At 59.3% G+C, this 24,301-nt stretch carries 26 protein-coding genes; 10 read left to right on the top strand and 16 right to left on the bottom strand.

Annotation, left to right across the window (positions count from 1 at the left end):
- Positions 1 to 23: 23 nt before the first annotated feature.
- On the bottom strand, positions 24 to 911 hold the full coding sequence (locus ACPF7Z_RS07760) for a DMT family transporter (protein ID WP_425192699.1): 888 nt from the start codon (positions 909 to 911) through the stop codon (positions 24 to 26).
- 113 nt (positions 912 to 1,024) lie between these two features.
- Between ACPF7Z_RS07760 and ACPF7Z_RS07755 the strand changes: the two genes are divergently transcribed.
- Positions 1,025 to 2,044 (top strand): zinc transporter ZntB, encoded by a 1,020-nt coding sequence (locus ACPF7Z_RS07755; RefSeq protein WP_425192698.1) that lies wholly within the window; start codon positions 1,025 to 1,027, stop codon positions 2,042 to 2,044.
- 5 nt (positions 2,045 to 2,049) lie between these two features.
- Here the strand turns inward: ACPF7Z_RS07755 and ACPF7Z_RS07750 are convergent, their stop codons facing one another.
- Entirely contained in the window at positions 2,050 to 2,319 is a 270-nt protein-coding gene (locus ACPF7Z_RS07750) for a SelT/SelW/SelH family protein (protein WP_425192697.1), read from the bottom strand.
- 82 nt (positions 2,320 to 2,401) lie between these two features.
- Here ACPF7Z_RS07750 and ACPF7Z_RS07745 point away from each other — a divergent pair, with 82 nt between their 5' ends.
- The 6 genes from ACPF7Z_RS07745 (at position 2,402) to ACPF7Z_RS07720 (ending at position 8,648) form a co-directional block, all read left to right on the top strand.
- Positions 2,402 to 3,715 (top strand): MFS transporter, encoded by a 1,314-nt coding sequence (locus tag ACPF7Z_RS07745; protein ID WP_425192696.1) that lies wholly within the window; start codon positions 2,402 to 2,404, stop codon positions 3,713 to 3,715.
- A 116-nt stretch (positions 3,716 to 3,831) separates the two neighbouring features.
- The gene (locus ACPF7Z_RS07740; RefSeq protein ID WP_425192695.1) at positions 3,832 to 4,263 is read left to right on the top strand and encodes a PAS domain-containing protein; all 432 of its coding nucleotides are present in this window, start codon (positions 3,832 to 3,834) and stop codon (positions 4,261 to 4,263) included.
- Positions 4,264 to 4,410: 147 nt separating this feature from the next.
- The gene (locus ACPF7Z_RS07735) at positions 4,411 to 4,602 is read left to right on the top strand and encodes a PA3496 family putative envelope integrity protein (protein WP_425192694.1); all 192 of its coding nucleotides are present in this window, start codon (positions 4,411 to 4,413) and stop codon (positions 4,600 to 4,602) included.
- A 125-nt stretch (positions 4,603 to 4,727) separates the two neighbouring features.
- A complete protein-coding gene (gene ettA / locus ACPF7Z_RS07730; RefSeq protein WP_425192693.1) occupies positions 4,728 to 6,389 on the top strand; it encodes an energy-dependent translational throttle protein EttA in 1,662 nt (553 codons plus the stop codon).
- 124 nt (positions 6,390 to 6,513) lie between these two features.
- A complete protein-coding gene (locus ACPF7Z_RS07725) occupies positions 6,514 to 7,842 on the top strand; it encodes a DUF2254 domain-containing protein (RefSeq protein WP_425192692.1) in 1,329 nt (442 codons plus the stop codon).
- A 53-nt stretch (positions 7,843 to 7,895) separates the two neighbouring features.
- The gene (locus ACPF7Z_RS07720; protein WP_425192691.1) at positions 7,896 to 8,648 is read left to right on the top strand and encodes an SDR family oxidoreductase; all 753 of its coding nucleotides are present in this window, start codon (positions 7,896 to 7,898) and stop codon (positions 8,646 to 8,648) included.
- A 181-nt stretch (positions 8,649 to 8,829) separates the two neighbouring features.
- Here ACPF7Z_RS07720 and lpxL read toward each other — a convergent pair whose 3' ends face one another.
- The 12 genes from lpxL to ACPF7Z_RS07660 all read right to left on the bottom strand — a co-directional run bounded on the left by lpxL (position 8,830) and on the right by ACPF7Z_RS07660 (position 20,092).
- Positions 8,830 to 9,744 (bottom strand): LpxL/LpxP family Kdo(2)-lipid IV(A) lauroyl/palmitoleoyl acyltransferase, encoded by a 915-nt coding sequence (lpxL, locus tag ACPF7Z_RS07715; protein WP_425192690.1) that lies wholly within the window; start codon positions 9,742 to 9,744, stop codon positions 8,830 to 8,832.
- A 73-nt stretch (positions 9,745 to 9,817) separates the two neighbouring features.
- Complete coding sequence (gene alr / locus ACPF7Z_RS07710; protein ID WP_425192689.1) at positions 9,818 to 10,924, bottom strand: alanine racemase; 1,107 nt, start codon at positions 10,922 to 10,924, stop codon at positions 9,818 to 9,820.
- A 43-nt stretch (positions 10,925 to 10,967) separates the two neighbouring features.
- Positions 10,968 to 12,497, bottom strand: a complete 1,530-nt coding sequence (locus tag ACPF7Z_RS07705) for a TolC family outer membrane protein (protein WP_425192688.1) — start codon at positions 12,495 to 12,497, stop codon at positions 10,968 to 10,970.
- A 169-nt stretch (positions 12,498 to 12,666) separates the two neighbouring features.
- The gene (rpoS, locus tag ACPF7Z_RS07700; protein WP_425192687.1) at positions 12,667 to 13,641 is read right to left on the bottom strand and encodes an RNA polymerase sigma factor RpoS; all 975 of its coding nucleotides are present in this window, start codon (positions 13,639 to 13,641) and stop codon (positions 12,667 to 12,669) included.
- Positions 13,642 to 13,770: 129 nt separating this feature from the next.
- Entirely contained in the window at positions 13,771 to 15,060 is a 1,290-nt protein-coding gene (locus ACPF7Z_RS07695; protein WP_425192686.1) for a peptidoglycan DD-metalloendopeptidase family protein, read from the bottom strand.
- Between the two features lie 6 nt (positions 15,061 to 15,066).
- Positions 15,067 to 15,996 carry a DUF368 domain-containing protein gene (locus ACPF7Z_RS07690; RefSeq protein WP_425192685.1) on the bottom strand — a complete coding sequence of 310 codons (930 nt, stop codon included), beginning with the start codon at positions 15,994 to 15,996 and terminating at the stop codon, positions 15,067 to 15,069.
- Positions 15,993 to 16,667, bottom strand: coding sequence for a protein-L-isoaspartate(D-aspartate) O-methyltransferase (locus ACPF7Z_RS07685; protein ID WP_425192684.1), 675 nt, complete (start codon positions 16,665 to 16,667; stop codon positions 15,993 to 15,995). The genes ACPF7Z_RS07690 and ACPF7Z_RS07685 overlap by 4 nt, the downstream gene beginning before the upstream one ends.
- Entirely contained in the window at positions 16,645 to 17,400 is a 756-nt protein-coding gene (gene surE / locus ACPF7Z_RS07680; protein WP_425192683.1) for a 5'/3'-nucleotidase SurE, read from the bottom strand. Before surE ends, ACPF7Z_RS07685 begins: the two co-directional genes overlap by 23 nt.
- A 78-nt stretch (positions 17,401 to 17,478) precedes the next feature.
- On the bottom strand, positions 17,479 to 18,531 hold the full coding sequence (gene truD, locus ACPF7Z_RS07675; protein WP_425192682.1) for a tRNA pseudouridine(13) synthase TruD: 1,053 nt from the start codon (positions 18,529 to 18,531) through the stop codon (positions 17,479 to 17,481).
- Positions 18,528 to 19,037 (bottom strand): 2-C-methyl-D-erythritol 2,4-cyclodiphosphate synthase, encoded by a 510-nt coding sequence (ispF, locus tag ACPF7Z_RS07670; RefSeq protein WP_425192681.1) that lies wholly within the window; start codon positions 19,035 to 19,037, stop codon positions 18,528 to 18,530. The genes truD and ispF overlap by 4 nt, the downstream gene beginning before the upstream one ends.
- Before the next feature lie 9 nt (positions 19,038 to 19,046).
- Entirely contained in the window at positions 19,047 to 19,781 is a 735-nt protein-coding gene (gene ispD / locus ACPF7Z_RS07665; RefSeq protein WP_425192680.1) for a 2-C-methyl-D-erythritol 4-phosphate cytidylyltransferase, read from the bottom strand.
- Complete coding sequence (locus tag ACPF7Z_RS07660) at positions 19,778 to 20,092, bottom strand: FtsB family cell division protein (protein ID WP_425192679.1); 315 nt, start codon at positions 20,090 to 20,092, stop codon at positions 19,778 to 19,780. Before ACPF7Z_RS07660 ends, ispD begins: the two co-directional genes overlap by 4 nt.
- A gap of 171 nt (positions 20,093 to 20,263) precedes the next feature.
- Between ACPF7Z_RS07660 and ACPF7Z_RS07655 the strand changes: the two genes are divergently transcribed.
- On the top strand, positions 20,264 to 20,575 hold the full coding sequence (locus tag ACPF7Z_RS07655; RefSeq protein ID WP_425192678.1) for an NGG1p interacting factor NIF3: 312 nt from the start codon (positions 20,264 to 20,266) through the stop codon (positions 20,573 to 20,575).
- On the opposite strand, the gene ACPF7Z_RS07650 is transcribed toward ACPF7Z_RS07655, so the two are convergent.
- On the bottom strand, positions 20,572 to 21,129 hold the full coding sequence (locus tag ACPF7Z_RS07650; protein ID WP_425192677.1) for an NUDIX hydrolase: 558 nt from the start codon (positions 21,127 to 21,129) through the stop codon (positions 20,572 to 20,574). The two genes, ACPF7Z_RS07655 and ACPF7Z_RS07650, sit on opposite strands and share 4 nt — an antisense overlap.
- Positions 21,130 to 21,200: 71 nt before the next feature.
- On the opposite strand from ACPF7Z_RS07650, the gene ACPF7Z_RS07645 reads away from it, so the two are divergent.
- Both ACPF7Z_RS07645 and ACPF7Z_RS07640 read left to right on the top strand, forming a co-directional pair.
- A complete protein-coding gene (locus ACPF7Z_RS07645; RefSeq protein WP_425192676.1) occupies positions 21,201 to 21,842 on the top strand; it encodes a CoA pyrophosphatase in 642 nt (213 codons plus the stop codon).
- A 1-nt stretch (position 21,843) separates the two neighbouring features.
- Positions 21,844 to 22,512: a 2OG-Fe(II) oxygenase gene (locus tag ACPF7Z_RS07640; protein WP_425192675.1), complete on the top strand. Its 669-nt coding sequence runs from the start codon at positions 21,844 to 21,846 to the stop codon at positions 22,510 to 22,512.
- Positions 22,513 to 22,556: 44 nt separating this feature from the next.
- Here ACPF7Z_RS07640 and ACPF7Z_RS07635 read toward each other — a convergent pair whose 3' ends face one another.
- Positions 22,557 to 24,140, bottom strand: coding sequence for an esterase/lipase family protein (locus tag ACPF7Z_RS07635; RefSeq protein ID WP_425192674.1), 1,584 nt, complete (start codon positions 24,138 to 24,140; stop codon positions 22,557 to 22,559).
- Positions 24,141 to 24,301 lie beyond the last annotated feature (161 nt).

Here is a 24,301-nt window from a genome sequence, read left to right as displayed (position 1 = left end):
GCTGAAGCGATCTCCTACAAACATCATGCCGGAGCCGGCGCGGGCGCCTTCTGCAACTGCTGCAACCCCAGGCCGCCGAGAATCAACACCAGGCCGATCAAGGTCGAGACGAGAATCGGCTCGCCGACGACGACATGCAACAGCAGCAGCGACACTGGTGGCGACAGGAAGATCAGGTTGGAGACCTTGGCGGTACGCGATATCTGCTGCACCGCTATCTGCCAGAGCACGAAGGCGATGCCCATCTCGAACAAGCCCACATAGATGCCCGCTCCCAGGCTGCTCCAACCATGCCAGGTAAAGCCGGGGCCGAAGGCGACGATAGCGGTCAAGACCGGTAAGCCGACACTGAAGTTCTGCCATTGGGCGACCAGCGGCTCGCGATGATCCTTGGCATTCAGCAGCCAGTAGAGCGCCCAGAGTAACGTCGAGGCCAGGGCGAACCCGACGCCCAGCGGATCGGCAAAGGCCACTTCGAACACTGCCCCGCGAGTGGCGATGACCCAGACCCCGGCATAGGCGATCAACCCGGCGAGAATATCCATGCGCGTCAATCGCTGGCCGAGGATCGGCACGGCAAGAAAGGCCATGGCCAGCGCCCAGGTATAGTTGAGCGCCATGGCCTCCTGCCCAGGCAGCCTATCGTAGGCCGCAAACAGCACCAGGTAGTAGGCCACCGGATTCATCAATCCGGCCCACAGCGCGGTGCGCCAGCCACTGCGCAAGGCGAGGCGGAATTGACCGCGCTGAATGACCAACCCGCCGATCAACAACCAGGAAACCAGCGCCGCGATCCAGATAAGCTCAGCCGGGGTCATGGTCGTCAAGGCCAGCTTGAAGGCCGTGGCCACCGTGGACCATAGTGCCACCGCTCCCACCCCGTAGAGCATCGCGCGCCGATCCTGTGTCATGCCTACTCCCTGTCTGCCATGGGTTTACGCTAAAGTAGCCAGCCTAACCGTCTTGCGTCGCTCAGACGAGCATGGCGATTACAGGACCACTGGTTTTAATAAGGAATCCCTTCATGGCGGCATCCAGCGACAACCTGCCGACGACGTCCGATACACCGCCCCCGCAGGCCAGCGCTTTCGTTACCGCCTATCAGCTGGATGGTGTTGGCGGCGGCACCCTGCTCGACAACGCACAGCTGCATGCGCTGTGGAACAACGATGACGCCGCACTATGGCTGCACCTGGACTTTCGTCACGATGACGTCATGACCTATCTGCACTCCCTGGCGGAGCTCGACGAGGCGGTCATCGAGGCGCTACTCGAAGAAGATACGCGCCCGCGAGTGGCGCGTTTCGGACGCGGTATCGTGACCACGCTGCGTGGCATCAACTTCAACCCCGGTGCCGCGCGGGACGATCTGATCTCGCTGCGGGTGTGGATGACCCCCAAGCGCCTGATCACGCTGCGCCGCCGCCCACTGCATGCGGTCAGCGTGGTGCGTGAACGCATCGACAGCGGCGACGGTGCCGAATCGATTCCCGACCTGGCGGCCTGGTTGACGGAAACACTGGTCGATCAGGTCGGCGACGTGACGCATCAGCTCGACGAGCGTCTGGCCGAACTGGAAGACGCCCAGCTTGGCGATACGGAGAACGTGGACAGCGACGATTTGACGCGGATTAGACGCCCTCTAATCAATCTACGCCGTTTCATGGGGCCACAGCGCGACTGTCTGGCGCAGCTGGCCCAGGGTCCTTTGTGGCTCGACGAGGAAACCAAGGTGTCGCTGCGAGAGAGCGCCAACCAACTGTCGCGCTACATCGAGGACTTCAACGCCATGCAGGAACGCGCGCTGATCCTTCAGGAACAACTCTGGAGCGAACACAACGAGCAGCTCAACCAGCGCATGTACATGCTCGCCATCATCACCACGGTATTTCTGCCCTTGAGCTTTCTTACCGGTCTGCTGGGCATCAACGTGGGCGGCATTCCCGGCGCCCAGAGCCCATACGGGTTCATCGTGTTCATCGGCATCACCCTGGTACTCGGTATCGCCGTGATGGCACTGCTCAAGCGCAAGCACTGGTGGTAAGGGGGCTAGCGATCGATATGACCCAGGTCCCTGCCCGGATCGAGCCGATCGCGCACCCGGCGCTTGAGCTCCTTGATGTCGGGGAAGCCGCCGTCGCGCTTGCGTTCCCAGATCACTTCTTCATTGAAGAGTATTTCGAAGTGGCCGCCATGACTGGGCGCCAAGGCAACCTCGCCGAGGTCCTCACCGAAAGTGGAAAGCAACTCCTGGGCATACCAGCCGGCCCGCAGAAGCCAGTGGCATTGCGTGCAATAATGGATACGTACTCGAGCCATCGTGTTTCTCTTTTACGATCTGTTGATGGATCATCATAACAATGTGCCCGGGATTACCGACATCTCATCATGGAGGGTGTGCATGGCCAATGCTCGTATAACCCAGTCACGTTTCTACGAATGGTTGACCGGTGACGAAGACAGTCGCTTGTGCAAGGACATCTCCGATGAAGCCTGTCACGAGCAGCCCGGCAATTTCTTTCGCCACCTTTTCGCTTCCTTGGGTAATAAGCTGGCGGATGAGTTCTCCAGTGCACGGCTGATTCTTCCCTGGCTACTGGGTGCGATCGGGGCGCCACTGTGGATGGTGGGCCTGCTGGTCCCGATTCGGGAGGCCGGCGCCCTGCTGCCTCAGGTCTTCATTGCCGGCTTCATTCGTCATATGCCACAGCGCAAGTGGGTCTGGGTCATAGGGGGCGCGCTCCAGGCACTATGCGCGGCAGTGCTGGCGATACTCGCGATGACGAGTAGCGGCGGGCTGGGCGGCGCGCTGGTTCTGATCGTGCTGGTGGCACTCTCCCTGGCCCGGGGACTCTCCTCCATTGCCACCAAGGATGTATTGGGCAAGACCATCGCCAAACAGCGCCGCGGTAATCTGATGGGCTGGAGCGGTAGCGTCGCGGGCGGTGTGACATTGCTGTCTGGCGCCGTGCTGATGCTGTTCGACGATCGCCCCGGAGAGCTCGTGCTGACGGTCTTATTGGCCATTGCGGCACTGGGCTGGGCGCTCAATGCCGTCTGCGCAGCCATGATCCGGGAGGATCACGGTGCCACCGAAGGCGGGGAAAACGCCTGGAATAGCATTCGTCAGGGCCTTCGGCTGCTGCATCAGGACCGTACCTTCCTGCATTTCAATGTGGCCCGGGCACTGCTGTTGTCGAGCGCCCTTGCCCTGCCTTACATCGCACTGCTCGGCCAACAGCAAAGTGGTGAGGATCTCGGCGGGCTGGGTGTGCTCATCGTAATCTCCGGCCTTGCCAGTATGCTGGCCAGCCCGTTCTGGGGTAAGCGTGCCGATAAGTCGAGCCGTCGCGTGATGCGCGATGCCGGCGTCATCGCGGCACTGTGTTGCCTGACGGTGGCCGGGGTCGCCTGGGCACCGGGGGACTGGAGCAGGACAATCTGGCCGTTCGCTATCGTCTATGGCGTCCTGGTCATTGCCCATGCGGGTGTCAGGCTGGGGCGCAAGACCTATATCGTGGACATGGCGACCCGCGATGACCGCGCCCTCTATGTCGCTCTATCGAATACCTTGACCGGTATTTTGATGCTGATCGTCGGTGCAGTTATCGGTGTGCTTGCTCAGTGGCTGGGCAGCGCTGGTCTGTTGCTGGTACTCGCACTTTGTGCTCTGGCGGCGTCGTTGGCTGCTCAGCGTCTTCCAGAGGTCGAATAGTAGGACAAAGCGTTGAAAACATTGTCCAGGCTGGCCATGATAGACATAACGAGGCCTCATCGACGGCCGATGTTTTGTCGAGCGCGCCCCCGATCTGCCACAGGACTGCGATACGTATGAAAAGACCCACAATGATCGACGCGGAGCTGTTGGAACGTATCGTCGATGCGTCGGCGGATGGCATCGTCGTTGCCGAACAGGAAGGTGATGACACCATTCTGATCTACATCAACCAAGGATTCGAGCGTCTGACCGGCTACAGCACCGACGAAATCCTCTACCGCGACTGCCGCTTCCTGCAGAAGAACGATCACGACCAACCTGGACTGGAAAACATCCGCCGGGCGATCGCCGAGCAACGCCCCTGTCGTGAAGTGCTGCGCAATTATCGCAAGGACGGCAGCCCGTTCTGGAACGAGCTTTCGATCACCCCCGTGTTCGATGAGCAGGACCAGCTCACCTACTTCATCGGTGTACAAAAGGATGTCACCCAACACGTCGAGGCGCTTCAGGAACTCGATGCGCTCAAAGCCAAGCTCAACGCTTGATTACACGAGATTTTCTATAAAACGCTTGTTCTCGACTACAACCAGCGCTATATAGCGAACATGGCATTCTGATTCGTCTGGAAAACGCTTCGAGCACGATTCACTGAGGATGTCATTTACTCATATAGCGTCATCGGAGGGTCGAGCATGAGCCATGACACGCTTAATGACGAACAACTCGACGAGCAGGACATCTTAGAAGCCGACGACACGCAGTATCATCGTTCTCGGAGTAGTCGTAACGATACATTACGCCTACGCCGCCAGGTCGAGGCATTACTGGAAGAGCGCAGATTGAAGCGTGCAATAGAAGACGACTGGGATCTAGAAGAAGAATAATGTTGTTGCGCCAACGCCAGCCCCAACACTAGCGTGGTTCAAGCTGGCGTTGGTACCGGGCTGGCCTTTACTCGGCATGGCCACTATCATCAAGGCCACTGCAACCCCCAACACAATGGATTTCCATGGCGCAATACGTCTACACCATGAATCGGGTGGGCAAGGTCGTGCCCCCGAAGCGCGAGATTCTCAAGGACATTTCGCTCTCTTTCTTTCCTGGCGCCAAGATCGGCGTACTCGGCCTCAACGGCGCGGGCAAATCGACCCTGCTGCGTATCATGGCAGGCGTCGATACCGAGTATAACGGCGAAGCTCGCCCCATGCCCGGCCTCAATATCGGCTATCTGCCTCAGGAACCGGAGCTTGACGATAGCAAGAGCGTACGCGAGACCGTCGAGGAAGCCGTGGGCGAGATCAAGAAGGCCCAGGAACAGCTCGACGCTGTCTATGCCGCCTATGCCGAACCGGATGCGGATTTCGATGCCCTGGCTGCGGAGCAAGCGCGATTGGAGAACCTGATCGAAGCCTCCGATGCTCACAACCTGGAGCGCAAGCTCGAAGTGGCCGCCGAGGCGCTGCGTCTACCGCCTTGGGATGCCAACGTCGGCGTGCTCTCCGGAGGCGAACGCCGTCGCGTGGCATTATGCCGGTTGCTGCTCTCCAATCCGGACATGCTGCTGCTCGATGAGCCTACCAACCATCTGGACGCGGAATCCGTGGCCTGGCTCGAACGTTTCCTGCACGATTATTCGGGCACCGTCGTCGCCATCACCCACGACCGTTATTTCCTGGACAACGTGGCCGGCTGGATTCTCGAGCTCGACCGTGGTCAGGGTATTCCTTTCGAAGGCAACTACTCCGACTGGCTCGAAGCCAAGGAGAAGCGCCTGGCTCAAGAAGCCAAACAGGAAGCCTCGCGTCAGAAAGCCATCAAGGAAGAACTCGACTGGGTACGCCAGAATCCCAAGGGGCGCCAGGCCAAAAGCAAGGCCCGCCTCAATCGCTTTGAGGAGATGCAATCCGGCGACTTCCAGAAGCGCAACGAGACCAACGAGATCTACATTCCACCCGGCCCCCGTCTGGGCGACAAGGTGATCGAACTGCACGACGTCAGCAAGCGCTATGACGACAAACTATTATTCGAACATCTCTCCTTTCAGGTACCCAAGGGTGCCATCATCGGCATTATCGGTGGCAATGGCGCGGGCAAGTCGTCGCTGTTTCGCATGATCAACGGCACCGAACAGCCCGACGAGGGCGAGATCGTCATCGGCGACACCGTCAAGATCGCCTATGTCGAGCAGTTGCGCGATGCCCTCGATAACAAGCAGACCGTGTGGGAGGCGGTCTCTGAAGGTCAGGACATGCTCAATATCAACGGCTACGAGGTGTCGTCCCGGGCCTACGTGGGTCGCTTCAACTTCAAGGGCAACGACCAGCAGAAGCGTTTATCGGAGCTCTCCGGTGGCGAGCGCGGCCGCCTGCAATTGGCTCAGACCTTGAAGCAAGGCGCCAACGTACTGCTGCTTGACGAGCCTTCCAACGACCTGGACATCGAGACCCTGCGCGCCTTGGAAGAGGCGCTACTGGCCTTCCCGGGTTGTGCTCTGGTGATCTCTCACGATCGCTGGTTCCTCGACCGCATCGCCACTCACATCCTTGCCTACGAGGGCGAGTCCCAGGTGGTGTTCTTCGAGGGCAACTACAGCGACTATGAGGCAGATCACAAGAAGCGCGTGGGTAACGACACGCCCCATCGCATGAAGTACAAGCGTATCGATGCCTGACGTTTGTTACGCTAGCCGCCACGGGCTCAAGGGCTTCTTTCCCGCTTTGGAAAGAAGCCCTTTTTCATGTGTGACAAAACAATGTCGACCTTAGAGCGAGCGACGCCATCGCAAGGATACACCGATGAACTCAGTATTGGCCCGGCCCTTCCGGGCAGTGAAGAATTTTCGCCATAGCATCGCCTATCTGCCCAGTCAGTTGGCCCTGCTCTATCTCATTCTGGGCCTTGCGGTGGTCGTTCCATCGATCGAGAACGATGCATTGCCCGATATGCTGAATTGGCTGAAGTTCAAGGATCCGGAGACGGCTCGTGCGCTGCTCTCGACATTGATCGCCGGCATGGTCTCACTGATGGTGTTCAGCTTTTCAATGGTCATGACGGTATTGTCTCAGGCTGGGGGTAACTTTTCTCACAAACTGGTGTTCGGACTGATCACCGAGCGCCATCACCAGCGGGTGCTGGGGCACTACCTGGGCACCATTTTGTTCATTCTCATCCTGCTGATCGTGCCCTTGAAAGGCGAGACGCCCAGTCTATGGCGCTCGATGGGCGCCTATCTAGGCGTCACCATGGTGGTTCACTGCCTGGGCCTGTTCGTATACTTCATTCACAACGCCTCCCAATCGGTACAGATCAACGCCATCACCGAGGGGCTGCACCGCGAGACGCGCCAGGCTCTCGAGCATCTCGAATCTCAGCAACGCTCCTCACGCTGGCGCTACATGGATCCGCTACCGGCCATCGGTGCGTCCTGCCACCCGATTCACTCCCAGCGCAGCGGCTACATCCAGAATGTCGATCTCGAGGCCGTGGCCGAGATCGCCGAATCCCAGGATGCGGTGGTGCATATCAACTTCAGCTTTGGCGACTACACCGTCGAGAACTTTCCGCTCTTCAAGGTCGAAGCTCCTGAAGAACCCGACGACGCCTGGTGCCAGAAGCTGCTGGCGCAGCTGGTTTACGTCCAGGGTGAAACCGTCAAGGATCTGTATGTCAACGGCCTTACCCAGCTAATGGAAATCGCCATCAAGGCGCTATCGCCAGGGATCAACGATCCAGGTACCGCGCGCCTTTGCCTTCATCAAATCACCGAACTGTTGATCCGGCGTCTCAAGCTTTTACCCAGCAACGTCTTGGCCGACGACCAGGGTCATATTCGCGTCACCTGGCCGATACGCTCTTTCGAAACCCTGCTCTATCGACTTTTCATGCCCATACTTCACTACGGCAGGGAGGATATAAGCATCCTTCTGGCGCTGCTCAAGGCGCTCAAGACCCTTTCGCTCTATGCTCGACATCAGGAACTGGAAGTGATCCAAGCCCATGCGAACCAAGTCGTCGAGAGGCTCTATCAAATCGCTCGAGATAGGCTGGATCACCAATTCATCAATGAACGATTGAGTAGCGGTGAACACCGTCTACAGCTCCCCGCGACCTTGAAAATTCGATAGCGCATCCCCACCTCAGAGAACGAACATTCAGTCAGCGACGCATGGAGGCTTGCATGAGCCACGAACAGAACGATCAGATTCAGGGAAAAGTCGTCGTCATCACCGGTGCCAGCAGCGGCTTGGGCGCCGAGACGGCTCGCCATCTCGCCAAACGTGGTGCCAAGCTGGTACTTGCAGCGCGCCGCAAGGAGCGTCTCGACGACCTGGCCAAGGAACTCAAGGAAATCGGCGCCGAAGCCACCGTCAAGGCTACCGACGTGACCGATCGCGCCCAGGTCGAGGCCCTCGTCAAGCATGCCACGGACACCTTCGGACGTCTCGATGTGATGGTCAACAACGCCGGATTAATGCCGCTCTCCCCGCTGGCCGAAGGCCGGATTGACGAGTGGGAGCAGATGATCGATGTCAACGTCAAGGGCGTGATGTATGGCATCTACGCCGCATTGCCGATCATGAACCAGCAGCAAAGCGGCCACTTCATCAATCTTTCCTCCGTGGCTGGCCATGTGGTCTTCCCGGGCAGTGCTGTCTACAGCGCCTCGAAATTTGCCGTCTGGGCCCTCTCGGAAGGCCTGCGCAAGGAAGCCGGACCCAACATTCGCACCACCACCCTGTCTCCTGGTGCCGTGCAAAGTGAGCTGCCTCAAAGCGTGGGCCACGATGAGACCTCCAAGCAGGTCAACGATCTTTATGAAATGGCGATTCCTGCCGCCAGCGTGGCAAGGGCCATCGTCTATGCCATCGAGCAACCGGCGGACGTGGATATCAACGAAGTGATCCTGCGCCCTACTGCACAGGAAATGTAAGAAACCGGTTCAAGCTTGGATCACCGGTAGGCGCTCGCTACAGAGAGCGATAGTGGTCTTGAAATCGCCCGGTCAACCGGGCTCCCACCATCTCTTTTAATCGATGATTCTCTTGCCTCGTTTTTGAGGCAAGGGTTTTTTATAGGGCTTGTGTGTCTCGCTGAGACATGCAGCTCAGGCGTCAATAGACGCCCGGCTCTCCCGGCGGGCGGGTCTTGAAGCGCCGATGCAGCCATAGATACTGCTCCGGATGGCGCCGAATCGCTGCCTCGATGACCGCATTGATTCGGGTTGCATCCTCCACCTCATTGCCGCTGGGAAAGTTCTCCAGGGCCGGCAGATACTCCAGGGTATAGCTGCGATTGTTCGGATTACGATGAAAGATCAGGGGCATGACCGGTGCGCCGGTCATGCGCGCGATCTTGCCGGTGAGCTTGACGGTGGCGGCCTCGACGCCGAAGAACGGCGCGAACACGCTGGCCTGGCGTCCGAAATCCTGATCCGGGGAATACCACACCGCATGGCCGGCCTTGATACGGCGTACCACGCCACGCAAGTCATGGCGGTCGATGGTCTGGTCGAAGATCCGTGAACGCGCGCGGGTCATGAAGCGCTCGAACAGAGCGTTGTCGTGGGGTCGATAGACCACATCCGCAGGAAAGAACAGCGAATGCAGCGCCCCTCCCATGTCCAGGGTGGAAAAATGAATTCCGATGATCAGCGCCCCCTTGCCCTGCGCCAACGCCTGTTGCATGTGGCGTTCGCCCTGAAAGGTCACCCGATGACGCAAATGTTCAGGATCGCGGCACCAGCCGGTGGCGGTCTCGAGAATACCGATTCCATTGGCGATGAAGGTCTCGCGCACCAGTTGGGCATGGCTCGTCTCATCCAGCTCGGGAAAGGCCAGACGCAGATTGGTCTCCGTGATATGCCGACGACGCTTTGCAAAACGCCAGGCCAACAAGCCGATCAGCTTGCCTACCCAGAGTTTTAGCGACCAGGGTAACCAGGCGCCTACTCGCATCAAACCGATGGAGAGCCAGGTAGGCCAGTACTTGGGTGTCAAGAAGGAGGTTTTGGAAGGAGTATCTGCCATGCGCCGCGTCGCTTATCCTGGAGCTCGCCTCAAAGCCGATCATTGTAGCTGGCCAAGGCTCGCGCGTCAGGCGTCAGCTCATCCCTTCATGATAGCGACGCGGTACTCGCGGTAGCACGCCGGTCAACAAGGTATAACTGATGGTGTCGCAATGATGAGCCACCTCATCCACCGACAGCACGGCACCGCCTTCATCCTGCCCCCACAGCGTGACACGACTGCCGATACCTGCCTCGGGTAACGCGGTAATATCCACCGTGAGCATGTCCATCGATACCTTACCGGCAATTCTGCAGCGCTGACCGTCGACCAGCACCGGTGTCCCGTCCCGGGCATGGCGATCGTAGCCGTCACCATAGCCTGCCGCGACCACACCGATTCTAGTCGGTGCCGGGGTTGTCCAGCGCCCGCCGTAACCCACCGGTTCACCGGCACCGAGCTCCTGAACGGCGATGATTTCGGAACGCAGCGTCATCACCGGCTTGAGGGCACGACTGGCATCGTTGGCACCTTCCAGGGGATCGCTGCCGTATAGCATTACGCCAGGGCGATTCCAGGCACCGTGTGCCTCGGGCCAGGCCAGCGTGGCCGGCGAATTGGCCAGGCAGGTCGGGGCATCGAGTCTCGCTGACCACTCGTTCAGCAAGCGCAGTTGACGTTGAAAATAATGGGGTTCCAGCGCATCCGCGGTCGCGAAATGGCTCATCAAATGCAGATCACAGACCTGGCCGGGCGCGTCGAGCAGGCGTTGCCAGATGCGATCGAGTTGCTGTTCGGGAAAGCCCAGACGGTGCATACCCGAATCGAGCTTGACCCAAACGGGTATCGGGCGGCGAGGCCGATAAGCAAGTAAAGCATTGACCTGCCATTCGCTGTGTACCGCTGTCCACAGTCCTAACGACTCGATCAGCGGCAACTCGTCAGCTTGAAAAAAGCCCTCCAGTAGCACGATAGGCTTGCCGATACCGCCTTTGCGCAGTGTCTGGGCCTCTTCGATACAGGCCACCGCAAACGCCGGCGCCAGATCATCAAGCGCCTGAGCGCAGGCCACGGCACCATGACCATAGGCATCGGCCTTGAGGACGGCCAATGCCCGACTTTGCGGCGCTAACCCCTGGGCTACGCGGTAGTTGTGACGCAGGGCGTCGAGATCGATCTCGGCTATTAAAGGACGACTCACAATGGACGGCTCACAATAGGCGGCTTAACAGAATACTGTTTCGCTAACGGGATTGTGGTGGTACCGGCGGCTCACCGATGTTCATGAGCGCGTCATTGGCATCTTCGGAGTAGCTCAGCTCGACCGACAGGTCATCCCGCAGCCAATCGTTGAGCGTGCGGATATCACGATCGTCCAGCACTCCCGCCGCGCGTCTCAGCTGCAACATGTCGGTCACGTAGGTGTACCGCGCCTCGGCGTAGTTGGCCAGGGCATTGTAGAGGTTCTGCTCGGCGTCGAGCACGTCGACGATGTTACGGGTACCCACCTCGTAGCCTGAGCGGGTGGCCTCCAGGGCGCTACGGTTGGAGGTGATCGCCTGGCGCCGTGCCTCGACGGTTGCCACATCGTTCTTGACCTGGGTCAGCAACGAGCGCACCTGCTGTACGGTTTCCCGGCGCTGGGATTCGAAATCGTACTGGGTGGATTCCAGGCGATAGCTGGCCTGGTTGACCTGAGCGCTTGTCCTGCCGCCGGTGAAGATGGGCAGACTGGCCTGGAGACCAATCTGACTGGCAGAGTCGTGACCCTCCAGGTAGTCGATGTCGGTCTTGGAATAGTCGTAACGGGCAAAGGCATCGAGGGTTGGTAGATGGCCCGAACGCGCAATGTCCACATTACGATTGGCAACGTCAATCGCCGCCTGGGTCGCGAGCAACGTTGGGTTGTTTTCCATGGCGAGTGCCACCCATGCCTCACGGGATTTGGGGAGAGGCGATTCGATGGGCAAATCCTTGGCAAGGCCCTCGATGGTGTCATAGCGTTTACCGGTGAGGCGTTCCAACTGCTCGAAACTGACCTGCAGATCGCTGCGGGCAGCGATACGTTCGGCCCGCGCCAGATCCGAGGCGGCCCGGGCTTCCTGGACATCGGTAATGGCGATCAGCCCTACCTCGAATTGCTCCTGGGCCTGTTCCAGTTGGCGCTCGATGGCCTTTTCCTGGGCGATTCGCGCGCCCAGTACATCCTTGGCACGCAAAATCTCGAAATAGGCCTGGGACACATCAAAGATGAGTTGTTGTCGATCGCTGAGCAGTGAAAACCCCTGCTGATCGATTTCCTCTTCGGCACGCTGCAACTCGTACCAGTTGGTGGCATCGAAAAGCGCCTGGGTGGCTTCCAGGCCGATACTGGTGGAGTTGTAGTTATCGTCACTGGGAGTACCTGGCGGTAGACCACCTCCAAGCCCTGCGCCACCTCCTCCTGTAGCACCTCCGGAGGAGCCTCCTTGCGTCGCAATCTCATCCGCGAAGGAGCTTTCCTCATAGGTCCGATTATGGGCGACGTTGGCATTGGCACCGATCTGCGGCAACAGATCGCCGCGCTGCACATTGCGTTCTTCCTCGACGCTACGGTAGATCGACTGCGCCGATGCCAGTGCCGCGTTGTTTTTCAAGGCATCGCGAGTGATGGTCAGCAAATCGGCCGCCGGAACCTGAGAAGACGCCAGGGCGGCCACCATAAAAGGCAGCAACTTGCGCTGCAGACCCTCGATTTTGATATATGAACGCGAAGAAGCGTCTGAAGACGACATCGATAGTATCCTTTCTGAACCTGCGCGGAATCATACATACAATGACGCATGTTTGCTTGCCAATCAATCTTTCGGTCGTGTCTCTTGCTCTGAATCACATCGGATAAACACAATAACGAACGCGAGCGCAGGACTCGCGTTCATTATTTTCAGCGTTCCAGTCCACCACTCATTCGAAGATGGCTTCCAGCGTCAGATTCTGTTTCTCGAGTACTCGGCGCAGCTTCTTGAGCGCTTCGACTTGAATCTGTCGCACCCGCTCGCGCGTAAGGCCGATCTCCTCTCCCACTTCTTCCAGCGTCGATGCCTCATGACCATGCAGCCCGAAGCGGCGTACCACCACTTCCATCTGCTTGTCGGTCAACTCCACCAGCCAGTCGTCGACATGCTGTTTGACGTCGATATTGACCAGCGACGATTCCGGACCGCTCTCGTTCTCGTCGGCCAATGTCTCGATCAGCGGCTTGTCGCTCTCACCGCCAAGCGGATAATCCACAGAGGATATTCGTTCGTTGAGCCCCAGCATCTTCTTGACCATCCCCACCGGCTTGTCGAGGTAGTCGGCAATCTCCTCGGCGGTCGCCTCGTGGTCGAGCTTCTGGGTCAGCTCGCGAGCGGCGCGCAGGTAGATATTGAGTTCCTTGACCACATGAATGGGCAGGCGAATGGTGCGGGTCTGATTCATCAAGGCCCGCTCGATAGTCTGACGAATCCACCAGGTAGCGTAGGTTGAAAAGCGGAAACCGCGTTCCGGGTCGAATTTTTCCACGGCGCGGATCAAACCGAGATTGCCCTCCTCGATCAGGTCGAGCAGCGTCAGTCCGCGATTGAGATAGCGTCTGGCGATCTTGACCACCAGGCGCAGGTTGGACTCGATCATGCGTTGGCGTCCTGCAGGGTCGCCGCGTTGCGCCAGACGCCCGAAATGCACCTCCTCTTGCGGCGTCAGTAGAGGTGAAAAACCGATTTCATTGAGATAGATCTGAGTAGCATCAAGACTTTGGTGGTAGTTGTTTTCCTCACGGCTCAGTGCTTTTTCAAATGCCGCCACTTCCTTGGCATCCACGTCATCAACGATGACCTCGACTTCATCATCCACATCATTGAGATCAACTTCCTGAAGATTCCTTTCAAGCATGCTCATTGTCGCTACCCCGTTATCTGCGTGGAAAAGAGTCATTGACCGGCTCTGTTGTTTTTATGACCCGTCCTGGCGCGATCGCCGACTCACGGAGTGCGACGATCGTCCTTTTCCTGCGATGAGACGCCCCCTCTAGCGTTGTGGCAAAAACTCAAGGGGGTCTCGAGGCTGGCCGTCCTGGCGTACCTCGAAATGCAGCTTGACACCATCGGCGTCGGTATCACCCATGGTAGCGATCACCTGACCGGCTTCGACAACGTCGTTCTCGCGCACCTTAAGGCTATCGTTGTAGGCATAGGCACTCAGGAAACTGTCATTGTGCTTGAGTAGAATCAGGTTGCCGTAACCGCGTACCCCATCGCCTGCGTAGACCACGATACCGGGGCCCGCTGCCTTGACAGGTTGCCCCTTTTGTCCAGCGATATCAATGCCCGCTGTGATACTTGAGCCATCACTGAAACGACCCACCAGCTGCCCCTCGGCTGGCCATTGCCAGGACACGTTTTCAACCGGTGTGTAGGTGCGCTGCTGTGCCGAGGGCGCATCCGCACCGCCGGCCACCGCCGTACCCGCATCCGCCGCAGGGCCGGCGACGGTCGCCTCTTCCTGAGCTGCAGCATTACCCGGCTGACGCGCTGCCTGATTGTTTTGTTGAGCCCCCTGGTTGGGCGGCTGTTGGTTGCTTCCCCGGGGTTGAGCGCTTTGGGTGGATTCATCCCTTGCCGACGCGTTCTCCCGCGCCGAAGGCTGGGACTGGGGTTGTGATTGGGCTTGCGCGCGCTGACGTGCCAATGCCTCGCGTTCAGCGCGATCCTGCGCACTCAATTGCCCATCGGCGCCGGGACTACCATAGTTGTAGATGGGCCCCTGACCGCGGGTGCCTTGTGCTTGCTCGGCATCCGCCTGAGTGCTCGATGGTGCAGAGGAAGACGGCTGAGAAGAAGGCGCTTGCTGAGAAGCGGACCTCTCCGATGAGGATTCCAGCGGGCGGCTAGTCAAGCGCCGATTACGCTCGATGGCCTCGGTGTCCGGCGCCAGCCAATCAGGTGCCTGAGTACCGGAAACGCCTGCCGCCCCAGCAGCACCCGCGGTCATGTCATTCTGTGCCAGGTTAGGATCGGACGCGGCCGCAGCGCCCCCGGAGGCGGCCTGCCCACCCTGTCCAGCGCCACCAAGCTGCAGCGTCTGGCCCGGTTGCAGACGATATGGGGGCGTGATGCCATTGAGCCTGGCCAAATCGCGAAAATCCATGTTCTGTCGCCAGGCAATACCGTACAGCGTATCGCCTTCCTGGACGGTCACACTTTCGCCAGCCTGGGTTTCACGGGACACGGATAGATCGCGTACATCGGGGCTGGTGTTGGGCGTGCCACAACCAGCGACTCCAAGCGCCAGCGCGGTTACGAGAAGAGCCTTGCGCATAGGGATTCAGTCCTTTTCGGAAGATAACGGATGGCGTTCACCGACCGCCAATACCAGCAGCAGGCCTAGTGCCATGAGCACGACCACCGGTAGCAACTGGGCGGAATCACCCGTCAACGAGGTATAATCGCCGGGTAACAAATAACGATAGTCGAGCGGAATCAACTGCTCATCGGGTCCAAGACGATAACTGACCAACTCACGCCAAGGCCAGAGCAAGGGCAGCGAACCGATAATAAAACCAACCAGAAGCTGTAGCGTAGAAGTATGGTAATGACGAAAAAGCCAAGCCAACAATCGTGAGAAGAAAAACAGTCCCAAGGCACAGCCGGCACCGAACTGCAGGATCAGGATGATATCGAAACTCTTGATGCCTTCCATGACCGTGCCGTAAAGCCCCATGGACAACAGCAGAAAGCTGCCCGACACCCCGGGTAGCAGCATGGCACTGATGGCGATGGCGCCACCGGCCACCAGAATCAGATCACCGAAACCCGCCATCAGCGGCATAAGGGTGGGAAGCATCTGGGCCAGCAACAGCCCAAAGATGAGCGGCAGCACGTGCCACCAGCGCCAACCGTCGATCTGCCGCCTCACGACCACCGCCGAGGCAGCCACCAGACCAAAGAAGAAGGCGTTGAGCAACACGGGTTGCGCTGCAAGCAGATACGTCACCAGATGCGCCACGCTAATAAGGCTCGCCAGTATTCCCGCCACCAGTGGCACAAGAAATGCCAGGTTGAGATGTTCGAACAGCCCACTCAGGCCATGCCGGCGCCAGGCGCCGAAGGCATCCGGCCCGAAGCGACGAATGGTGAAGATCAGCTCTTCATAGATACCGGTCACGAAGGCGATGGTGCCCCCAGACACACCCGGCACCGCATCCGCGGCGCCCATCCCAGCACCCTTGAGAAACAGCGCAAGCGCTCGTTTCAACGTATGACTCCTTCCAGAAGCGGCACGAAGCGTACCTGCTCGAGCCGTTGATATTCATGGACATTACCGCGTCGCTGCACCCGGGTCAGCCATTGACTGCCATCGCTATCCTCCAGCGGTGTAATCAAGGTGCCGCCATCACTCAATTGAGCCAATAGCGCCTCGGGAAGTTCACTCGCGCAGGCGGTCAGCAGGATCACATCGAAAGGCGCCGCCTCGGGCCAGCCATGCGCACCATCGGTCAAGCGCAGGCGCGCATTATAGGCGCCCAGGCGCGCCAACCGCGTACGTGCGCGAGCATGATGAACGCGGATACGCTCCAGCGACCATACCTTGTCGACCAGTCGCGAGAGGATCAGGGTTTGATATCCCGAACCGGTCCCGATTTCCAACACGTTCGACGGCTCTTCTGCCAGCACCAGTTCACTCATGCGCGCCACCATCCAGGGCTGCGATAGCGTCTGGCCATGACCGATAGGCAAGGAAGTATCCTCGTAGGCCCGGTGAGACAAGGCCTCATCAAGAAACAGATGACGCGGTTCCCGGGCCATGACCTCCATGACACGCTGATTCTGAATGCCGGCATCGACCAATCTCGCGACCATGCGATCCCGGGTACGCTGAGAGGTCATGCCGATGCCGCTGAGTTCACCCGGTTCGTGACAACGCATCCAGCCATCCTTGCACGCCTTCAAGCGCCGCGTGTCGGGTCAGATCGGTTTGTAGCGGCGTGATCGAGACATAGCCTGCTTCGATGGCGGCGAAGTCGGTATCCGGGCCATCATCGGCATTCTCACCGGCAGCGGCAATCCAGTAGCGCACTCTGCCCCGAGGGTCCTTGACTTCCAATGGCTGGGTCGCCGGGCCTCGGTATCCCATGCGGGTCACGCGAAATCCTTGCAGCTCCTCCCAGGGTACATCCGGCACGTTGACGTTGAGCAGGCTGCGCGGCGGCAGTGATAATGACCCCGCCGCGCCTACCAGGCTCGCGGCGACTCGGCCCGCGGTCTTGAAGTGACGCGAGCCGACCAACGACATGGCGATGGCCGGCATGCCCAGATTGCGCCCTTCCATGGCCGCCGCCACGGTGCCCGAATAGAGGACGTCGTCCCCCAGGTTGCTGCCGTGATTGATGCCCGATATGACCAGGTCGGGCTTCTCGCCCCAGACGCCATTCACCCCCAGATAGACACAATCCGCCGGGGTACCGTCGACACTGTAGAACCCGTTATCCAGCGCCGCCAGCGCCAGGGGGCGGGACAGGGTCAATGAATTGCTGGCGCCGCTCTTGTCCCGGTCCGGCGCGACCACGCGCAATCGTGCATGGGCATTCAAGGCATCGTACAAGGCTCGTAGCCCCGGGGCATGTACCCCATCGTCATTGGATAGCAACAGCTTGCGCATCGCTCCTCCTGAAGTTGCCACGACACCTGTCGCCGCAATAGTTTTCATTACTGATGAATAGCTGCAATACCGTCATCGTCAATCAAGCGTCGGATGCATGATGAGCTCGCGTAGCACCGCAGTCGCAAAAGCACCGCGTGGTAGTTCAAAACGTAATATCAAGCTACTTTCATCGCGAGACAGCGTTGGGGCGCCCAACGATACTCGAAGTGCCCGCCGTGCCAGACGGACCTCAGCGCGTTCAAGCCCCTTACACAAACCAGGGTGTTCGTCGTTCAGACGTTGCTCGTAGCGCGCGGCTTCACCTTGGGCCAAGGATCGTCCCGTACCCCACAGCACACCACTCGGGTGCAAATCGAGCCGTGAGGCGCGCTCGACGAGGGTCTCGTCCTGCTGCTCCGCAACGAACTGACTGGCACTGCCGTCGAGCATCAGCACATCGCCGGCGAGTGGTGTGGCCCAATTGTCTTCGGCCACGCGCATCGCCAGTAGCCCATTGAACAGATAACTGCGTGCGCTCGACAGCAGCATACCTTCCCGATCGTCGCGCTTGCGCCAGCCACGACGCAGAACATCCCGTGCGCGAAACAGGTTGCGCCCACCAGGCCCGAAACGCTGCGGTCCAAAATAGTTGGGCACCCCCCGCTCGCAAAGCGTCTTCCAACGCTGCTCAAGAGCAGGATGCTCGCCGACCGCGCCGCTGATGCGCAGGATGAAACGGTTGGCGTTATGCACCCCGCGTTTGAGCTTCCGCGGATGACGATGCTGCTCCAGAAGCTGCACGGGGGTATTGCCCAAACGCTCAATGAGATCCGTCGGCGCCTCGCGCCCGGGCAGATGCACCGACACCCACTGGCGCGTCACCGCCACGCGGTCCTTCATTCCCGAGAATCCGACCTGGCGAGGCGTTACATCGCAGGCTCTGGCGAGTCGCCGAGCCAATTCCAGCGTGGTCAGATCACGTTTTTCCACCCACAGCCAAAGGTGCTCGCCGTGGCCTTCCGGCTCGAATCCGAGACACTCCTCGACCACGAAATCCTCCGGTGCCCCGCGGTAATCCCCGACCGCAAGCGGCCCGCCATGAGCATGGGGCCAGACAGGGGGCCAGATTGCGTCGCTCGTCTCGGTCACCGCATCATCCCTGGGTTTCCATCCTTGGCACCACGCTTGAAAAGCACGACGACGGCATTCACCGCGATGCCCTCACAGCGCCCGGTAAAACCCAGCCGTTCGCTGGTGGTCGCCTTGACGTTGACCGCGTCCAGGGTCACCTCGAGATCCGCCGCCAGTGTGGCGTTCATGGCGCCGATATGCGGCGCCAGCTTGGGCGCCTGAGCGATGATCGTGGCATCCAGGTTGCCCAGCCGGTAGCCGGCCTCATCGATCAGGCTCAAGACATGACGCAGCAAGGCGCGACTGTCGGCACCGGCCCAGCGTGGATCGGTGTCGGGAAAATGCCGTCCGATATCGCCCAGGGCACAGGCGCCGAGCAGCGCGTCGCACACCGCATGTATCAGCACGTCCCCATCGGAATGGGCGATGAAACCCTGGGCATGGGGAATACGTACCCCCCCGATTGTCAGATGATCGCCTTCACCGAAGGCGTGCACATCAAACCCGTGACCGATGCGAATCATGTCAGCCCCCTATTCATAGCAATCATCTACCACAGACCCGGCAATCGCTTTTGCCTGGGCCGCCAGAATGTGCGTCGCCAGCGCAAGATCTTCAGGATGAGTGATCTTGAGATTATCGCGTCGTGCCGTTACCAGACGAGGCGCCAGGCCCTGAGCCTCGACTGCCGATGCCTCATCGGTGACGTGAATACCTTTCTCAATGGCCCGTTTCAGCGCCTTGCGCAGCAGGCCATAGCGAAAACCCTGTGGCGTCAGCGCATGCCAGAGTCCCTCCCGGGCTTCGGTGGCAGCCACTCGGCCCGCCTCGTCGGCACGCTTCATGGTATCCGCTACAGGTGTAGCCAGAAGCCCGCCGACCGGCTCTTCCGCAAGCATCTCGAGCAGGCGTTGCAAGTCGTCGAGGTGCACACAGGGGCGCGCGACGTCGTGCACCAGTACCAGGTCGTCGTCGGCGGCCTCGGTCGCCAGGCCGTCGAGTGCCTGAAGGACTGAATCCACCCGCTCGGCGCCTCCGGTCACACGCCGCCAATCGCCAAAGGGCACCCAGCGCGCATCGAACCAGGCATCGTCTTCATCCAGGCACAGTTGCAACGATGCCTGCGGATAGGCGTGATACAAACGTGACAAGGTATGTGCTAGAACAGGCTTTTCGTCGATGAACAGATATTGTTTGGGTCGATTGGCGCCCATGCGCCGCCCTTTACCAGCGGCGGGCACGATCAGCCATAGCTTCCCGACTGTCACTGTGCCCCTCCAGTGGAAGATGACGAATCCTGAGTGTCCACACCTGGCACCCAGAAAAACTGCTCATCCTCGCGGACCATACCGATATCGCTGCGTGCCCGCTCCTCGATGGCATCGAGTCCATTCTTTAGATCGACGACCTCGGCAGCGAGACGCTGGTTATTGGCTAACGCTGTGGCGTTCTCGGCGGCCAGCGCATCGGTTCGAGCACGAATGTGCGCCAGTTCGCGTAGACCGCCCTCGCCAAACCACAGGCTATACTGCAGCAAGACGAACAGACCCATCAGTACGATAGCGAGCCACTTGAGCATCGTAGTATCCCGTTCGTTCGCAGAAAGAATCGTCGCAGACGCGTTGCCTAAAACATCGGCGGCTATTATGCCATCATCCCTAGAGTCGCGCAGGCCAATTAGCGCGTGAAAATCATCACAATTCTCTCTCAATAGCGCGTCAAAACACGCTTAATGCCTGGAGCACCTCCTATGTACAAACTGGCTTTCTTCGTCCCCATCGATGTCGCCGAAGCCGTCAAGGAAGCCGTCTTTTCCAGTGGCGCCGGCCGTATCGGCAATTACGAGGCCTGTTGTTTCCAGACTCGCGGCAGCGGACAGTTCCGACCGATCGAGGGCGCCGACCCGCACATCGGCACCCTGGGTGAACTGCAGCATGTGGATGAACTAAAGGTGGAACTGGTGTGCAGCGATAACCTGATCGCCGAGGCGGTTGCCAAGCTCAAGGCCGCTCATCCCTACGAAGAGCCCGCCTACGAGGTATGGAAGCTGGAAGATTTCTAGGCACTGCCGAAATAACGCTCCCGATCGTCGCGACCGATATCGCTGATATGCAACGGAAAGATTGCCTCGTGGCGATCGCCGAAGTAGTGATGCAGGGTGCGCTCGATGGTGGGAAATGCCAGTTCGTCCCAGGGAATCTCGTGCTCGTCGAACATCGCCACCTCCAGACTTTCCGGACCGGGAGCGAAGTCGCTGGTCAGATCGGCACGAAAGATCATGTACACCTGGTTGATATGCGGCAGGTTGATCAGAGTGTAAAGATCATGAATGTTGACCTCGGCGCAGGCTTCTTCGAGCGTCTCTCGTGCCGCCGCCTCGACAGTCGTTTCGGCGTTTTCCATATACCCCGCCGGAAGCGTCCAATAGCCCTTACGTGGAGTAATGGCTCGTCGGCACAGCAGTACACGACCATCACGAATCGGTAGCGTTCCGGCGACGATACGCGGATTCTGGTAGTGAATGGCACCACAGGCATCACACAGGTAGCGAGGCCTGTCATCGCCTTCAGGGATGGCGAAATGCACAGCGTGCCCGCAATGGCTGCAGAAGTTCATAATACCTCGCGCGCGTCGCTTGACGCTTTTCGGGGGGCTGAGTACAAGTAATGAAACTCAATGGAAGCTCCATGTTAGAGAAACTCCACGAACGCCTGCAAGCACACGCACCGCGCAAGCTGGGTTTGACCCTGCCCCAGGCCGCGGTGCTCATTCCTGTCGTCGCCCGCCCGGAACCCACGCTACTGTTTACCCGCCGCGCAACACATCTAAAGCAGCATGGTGGTCAGGTGGCCTTTCCGGGAGGCAAGCGCGAACCCAATGACCCTGATCTCTTGACCACTGCCCTACGCGAGGCTCAGGAAGAGATCGCCCTGGCACCACGACACGTCACACTGCTTGGCCGACTGGGCGATCTGGTTTCGTTGCATGGCATTCGCGTGACCCCCTTCGTCGGGCTGATCCCCGCAGATTTGCCACTACATCCCGAGCTCGGCGAATTGGACGCCATCTTCGAGGTTCCTTTACCGGTATTTCTCGAAGATCGTCGTAGTCATACCGATGTGATCAGTGTCGAGGGACGATCACTTTACGTGCCCAGCTACCAAGCCGGTGACTATGTTATCTGGGGGCTTTCCGCGATGATGCTGGTGGAACTGCTGGCGGTCGGCTTTGACCAATCCATCAGCCTCGACCGGCCACCCCCCGACAGCCGTTTGAACTATCGACTAGATGCCCGACAACCGGTGTTTGGTGATGACAAGGACGCCTGACATGATGCCACCGCTTCCTCGCATGTCCCGGACGCTGAATGACCACGCTCTGTCCCGCCTGGTCGACGATCTCGTCGACCAGGGCTGGTTCATTGGCGAGCATTTTATCGACGTGGCACTGTGCCAGGCACTCCAGGAAGAATTACAGGCACTGGCGGCCACCGAGGCGTTGACCCTTGCCGGTATAGGACGCGGCGACCAGCATCAGTTACGGCGCGACATTCGCGGCGACGCCATCCACTGGCTGAATCGGGAGAGCCAGGCTCAGCGCCACTATCTGGCATTGATGGATGATCTACAGCAGCAGATCAATCGAGCGCTCTATCTGGGCCTATTCGAATTCGAGGCCCACTTCGCCCACTATCCAACCGGTGCCTTCTACAAGACGCACCTCGACAGCTTCCAGGGTCGGGCTAACCGCATCGTCTCCACGGTGCTATACCTTAACCCCGACTGGCCGGTGGATGGCGGCGGCGAAATGGCCCTCTACGCAAGCGACAACGAACAGCTCGAACTGGCGCGGGTGCTGCCCGAAGCCGGTACTTTCGTCTGTTTTCTTTCCGATCGGGTACCCCATGCGGTACTGCCGACCCGCCATCCCCGGGACAGCATCGCCGGCTGGTTTCGGCGCAATGCATCCCTGAGTGGGCGGGTCGATCCGGCTCGCTAGCGGCACCCGACTCATTCAGCTTACTGAACTTATTCAACTCCAGTTCAACTCCAGGGCCGAGCCTCGATACATAGACGGCCCCGCAAGCCGGGGCGGGCCTTCTGTTCGATGGGGATATCGAAGGCCAAACCGCGAGTCTCTCCATCGATAGCTCGGGTCTGGGCCAGAATGCCCGGCTTGCCTGGATTCATCTCCTGAAAACCATACTTGATGCGACAGCCCGCCCTGGAATTTGTATCCGGGAATACCTCGATCAGGATTAGTCGTCGCAGGATGAAGCCACCCTCGAAGTGACGCTTGAGAAACATGACCCCATCCACTTCGTAGTCCGGCACCAGCACCTTCAGGTCGACCGCAAAGCTCACCGATTTGGAGGACTGCCGCTTGACGCTCTTGTCCCAATCAAGAAAAACGGAAAACAGGTGGGGGCGACGCGAATGGCCGGTCACCACGGTTGAGTTCGTCTTGTCCGGGAACAGATCGGCGAAGGTGCGAAAGATCGCCGAGTTCTCGCGCACCTCACGCCGGGTCATCTGCCACTGGCAGCCGCGCACGCTGGCCGCGACTTCGAACTGATAGGAGGCACGAACCGTCTTGCCTGCCTCCTTTGCCTTCTGTACTTCCAGTGGCAGGGTGATGTCGTCGATATCCAGCACGCCGTCCACCCGCAGTTCGCCAAACAGAAATCGGGTCAGGTTCTGGTAGCCCTCTTCCGAATTGACGATGCCGTAATGACCGGAATGACTACGATGCACGAACGCCCGGGGTGAAGTTACCTCCTTGCCCTGACTATCCGGCCCGTGAGTCGTGGCGTTACGGATGCACACCAGCCCATCGCTGGCCTCCCCCACGGCCCAGGACGACAAGCCCCCCGCCGCGGTGTAATCCCGGGGATTGGTGCCCACCAGGTTGAAGATGCGCTCCGCCGGGAAGCCCTTCACCACCGAGACATCGTCGCCCTGGGGCACATCGAGATAGTTCGCCATCCGCTCGCGATTGAAATTGTTGATATCGCCGAAGGAGAGCCAGCCGGGTACGTTGCGCACGATACGCATGTCGATGCCATTGTGAGGCGTGGCGTAGGTGAATAACTTATCCACGGCCTTGCGCGCCTCTGCCGAGCCAAGCTTGGGATTCTGCAGAAAGGCGCGACACACCAGTCCACCCATCGAGTGGGCCACCAGATACACGCGACATGCCTCCGGACTGATGCTATTGGCTTTATTTGCGCAGAGCTTGTCTCTCAGGCGCAGGATCAGGTCGCTGAGCCCCTTGGCGAAGTGCTCGATGGGCGGCGTCTCGCCATCGCCGAAATCGTTGGAGGCCTCATCGTAGTATCGGTAGATGACGATGCAACGATAGGGTACGGGTTTATCGTGGCGCTCTGCGGCAACCAGATCGTCGCCTTCCACGAAGACATCCTTGTAGCCATGATCGCTCATCAACCGCACCAGCGGCGATTCGAAGAAAAAGCGCCGTACGTCGCCGGTCCAGGCGACCCGCGTCTTGGTCGAACCGATGTTGAAGCCCATGTAGGGATCGGCTACCGTGTCCTCGATCTCGCCCTGAGTGGCGGCGAATCCACGCACGTAGATGATCGGGTGATAAGGATGAAGCGCAACACTCATCACCAATCCTCCAAAGCTGTCTTAGCCAGGGTCGGCGAGAATGATAACCTCGTGTAATTTTAGCCTAGCCTCTTTACAGCACCTTACAAGCAAAAACATTATATTAACGGTGAAAAAATGCCTCGGCCTTGGCTCTTCGCAAGCAATCAGTTGGCCACCTG

The organism is Halomonas sp. GXIMD04776, from assembly GCF_049808615.1.
Classification (GTDB): domain Bacteria; phylum Pseudomonadota; class Gammaproteobacteria; order Pseudomonadales; family Halomonadaceae; genus Modicisalibacter.
Note: the sequence above shows the minus strand (reverse complement) of the source record. Positions and strands in the feature narration are given on the sequence as shown.

What these genes read in the sequence shown, in the direction of transcription:
- ACPF7Z_RS07760 (WP_425192699.1), bottom strand. Translation starts at nt 911, where the DNA reads ATGACACAGGATCGGCGCGCGATGCTCTACGGGGTGGGAGCGGTGGCA.
- ACPF7Z_RS07755 (WP_425192698.1), top strand. Translation starts at nt 1,025, where the DNA reads ATGGCGGCATCCAGCGACAACCTGCCGACGACGTCCGATACACCGCCC.
- ACPF7Z_RS07750 (WP_425192697.1), bottom strand. Translation starts at nt 2,319, where the DNA reads ATGGCTCGAGTACGTATCCATTATTGCACGCAATGCCACTGGCTTCTG.
- ACPF7Z_RS07745 (WP_425192696.1), top strand. Translation starts at nt 2,402, where the DNA reads ATGGCCAATGCTCGTATAACCCAGTCACGTTTCTACGAATGGTTGACC.
- ACPF7Z_RS07740 (WP_425192695.1), top strand. Translation starts at nt 3,832, where the DNA reads ATGAAAAGACCCACAATGATCGACGCGGAGCTGTTGGAACGTATCGTC.
- ACPF7Z_RS07735 (WP_425192694.1), top strand. Translation starts at nt 4,411, where the DNA reads ATGAGCCATGACACGCTTAATGACGAACAACTCGACGAGCAGGACATC.
- ettA (WP_425192693.1), top strand. Translation starts at nt 4,728, where the DNA reads ATGGCGCAATACGTCTACACCATGAATCGGGTGGGCAAGGTCGTGCCC.
- ACPF7Z_RS07725 (WP_425192692.1), top strand. Translation starts at nt 6,514, where the DNA reads ATGAACTCAGTATTGGCCCGGCCCTTCCGGGCAGTGAAGAATTTTCGC.
- ACPF7Z_RS07720 (WP_425192691.1), top strand. Translation starts at nt 7,896, where the DNA reads ATGAGCCACGAACAGAACGATCAGATTCAGGGAAAAGTCGTCGTCATC.
- lpxL (WP_425192690.1), bottom strand. Translation starts at nt 9,744, where the DNA reads ATGGCAGATACTCCTTCCAAAACCTCCTTCTTGACACCCAAGTACTGG.
- ACPF7Z_RS07705 (WP_425192688.1), bottom strand. Translation starts at nt 12,497, where the DNA reads ATGTCGTCTTCAGACGCTTCTTCGCGTTCATATATCAAAATCGAGGGT.
- rpoS (WP_425192687.1), bottom strand. Translation starts at nt 13,641, where the DNA reads ATGAGCATGCTTGAAAGGAATCTTCAGGAAGTTGATCTCAATGATGTG.
- ACPF7Z_RS07695 (WP_425192686.1), bottom strand. Translation starts at nt 15,060, where the DNA reads ATGCGCAAGGCTCTTCTCGTAACCGCGCTGGCGCTTGGAGTCGCTGGT.
- ACPF7Z_RS07685 (WP_425192684.1), bottom strand. Translation starts at nt 16,667, where the DNA reads ATGCGTTGTCACGAACCGGGTGAACTCAGCGGCATCGGCATGACCTCT.
- surE (WP_425192683.1), bottom strand. Translation starts at nt 17,400, where the DNA reads ATGCGCAAGCTGTTGCTATCCAATGACGATGGGGTACATGCCCCGGGG.
- ispF (WP_425192681.1), bottom strand. Translation starts at nt 19,037, where the DNA reads ATGATTCGCATCGGTCACGGGTTTGATGTGCACGCCTTCGGTGAAGGC.
- ACPF7Z_RS07660 (WP_425192679.1), bottom strand. Translation starts at nt 20,092, where the DNA reads ATGCTCAAGTGGCTCGCTATCGTACTGATGGGTCTGTTCGTCTTGCTG.
- ACPF7Z_RS07655 (WP_425192678.1), top strand. Translation starts at nt 20,264, where the DNA reads ATGTACAAACTGGCTTTCTTCGTCCCCATCGATGTCGCCGAAGCCGTC.
- ACPF7Z_RS07650 (WP_425192677.1), bottom strand. Translation starts at nt 21,129, where the DNA reads ATGAACTTCTGCAGCCATTGCGGGCACGCTGTGCATTTCGCCATCCCT.
- ACPF7Z_RS07645 (WP_425192676.1), top strand. Translation starts at nt 21,201, where the DNA reads ATGTTAGAGAAACTCCACGAACGCCTGCAAGCACACGCACCGCGCAAG.
- ACPF7Z_RS07640 (WP_425192675.1), top strand. Translation starts at nt 21,844, where the DNA reads ATGATGCCACCGCTTCCTCGCATGTCCCGGACGCTGAATGACCACGCT.
- ACPF7Z_RS07635 (WP_425192674.1), bottom strand. Translation starts at nt 24,140, where the DNA reads ATGAGTGTTGCGCTTCATCCTTATCACCCGATCATCTACGTGCGTGGA.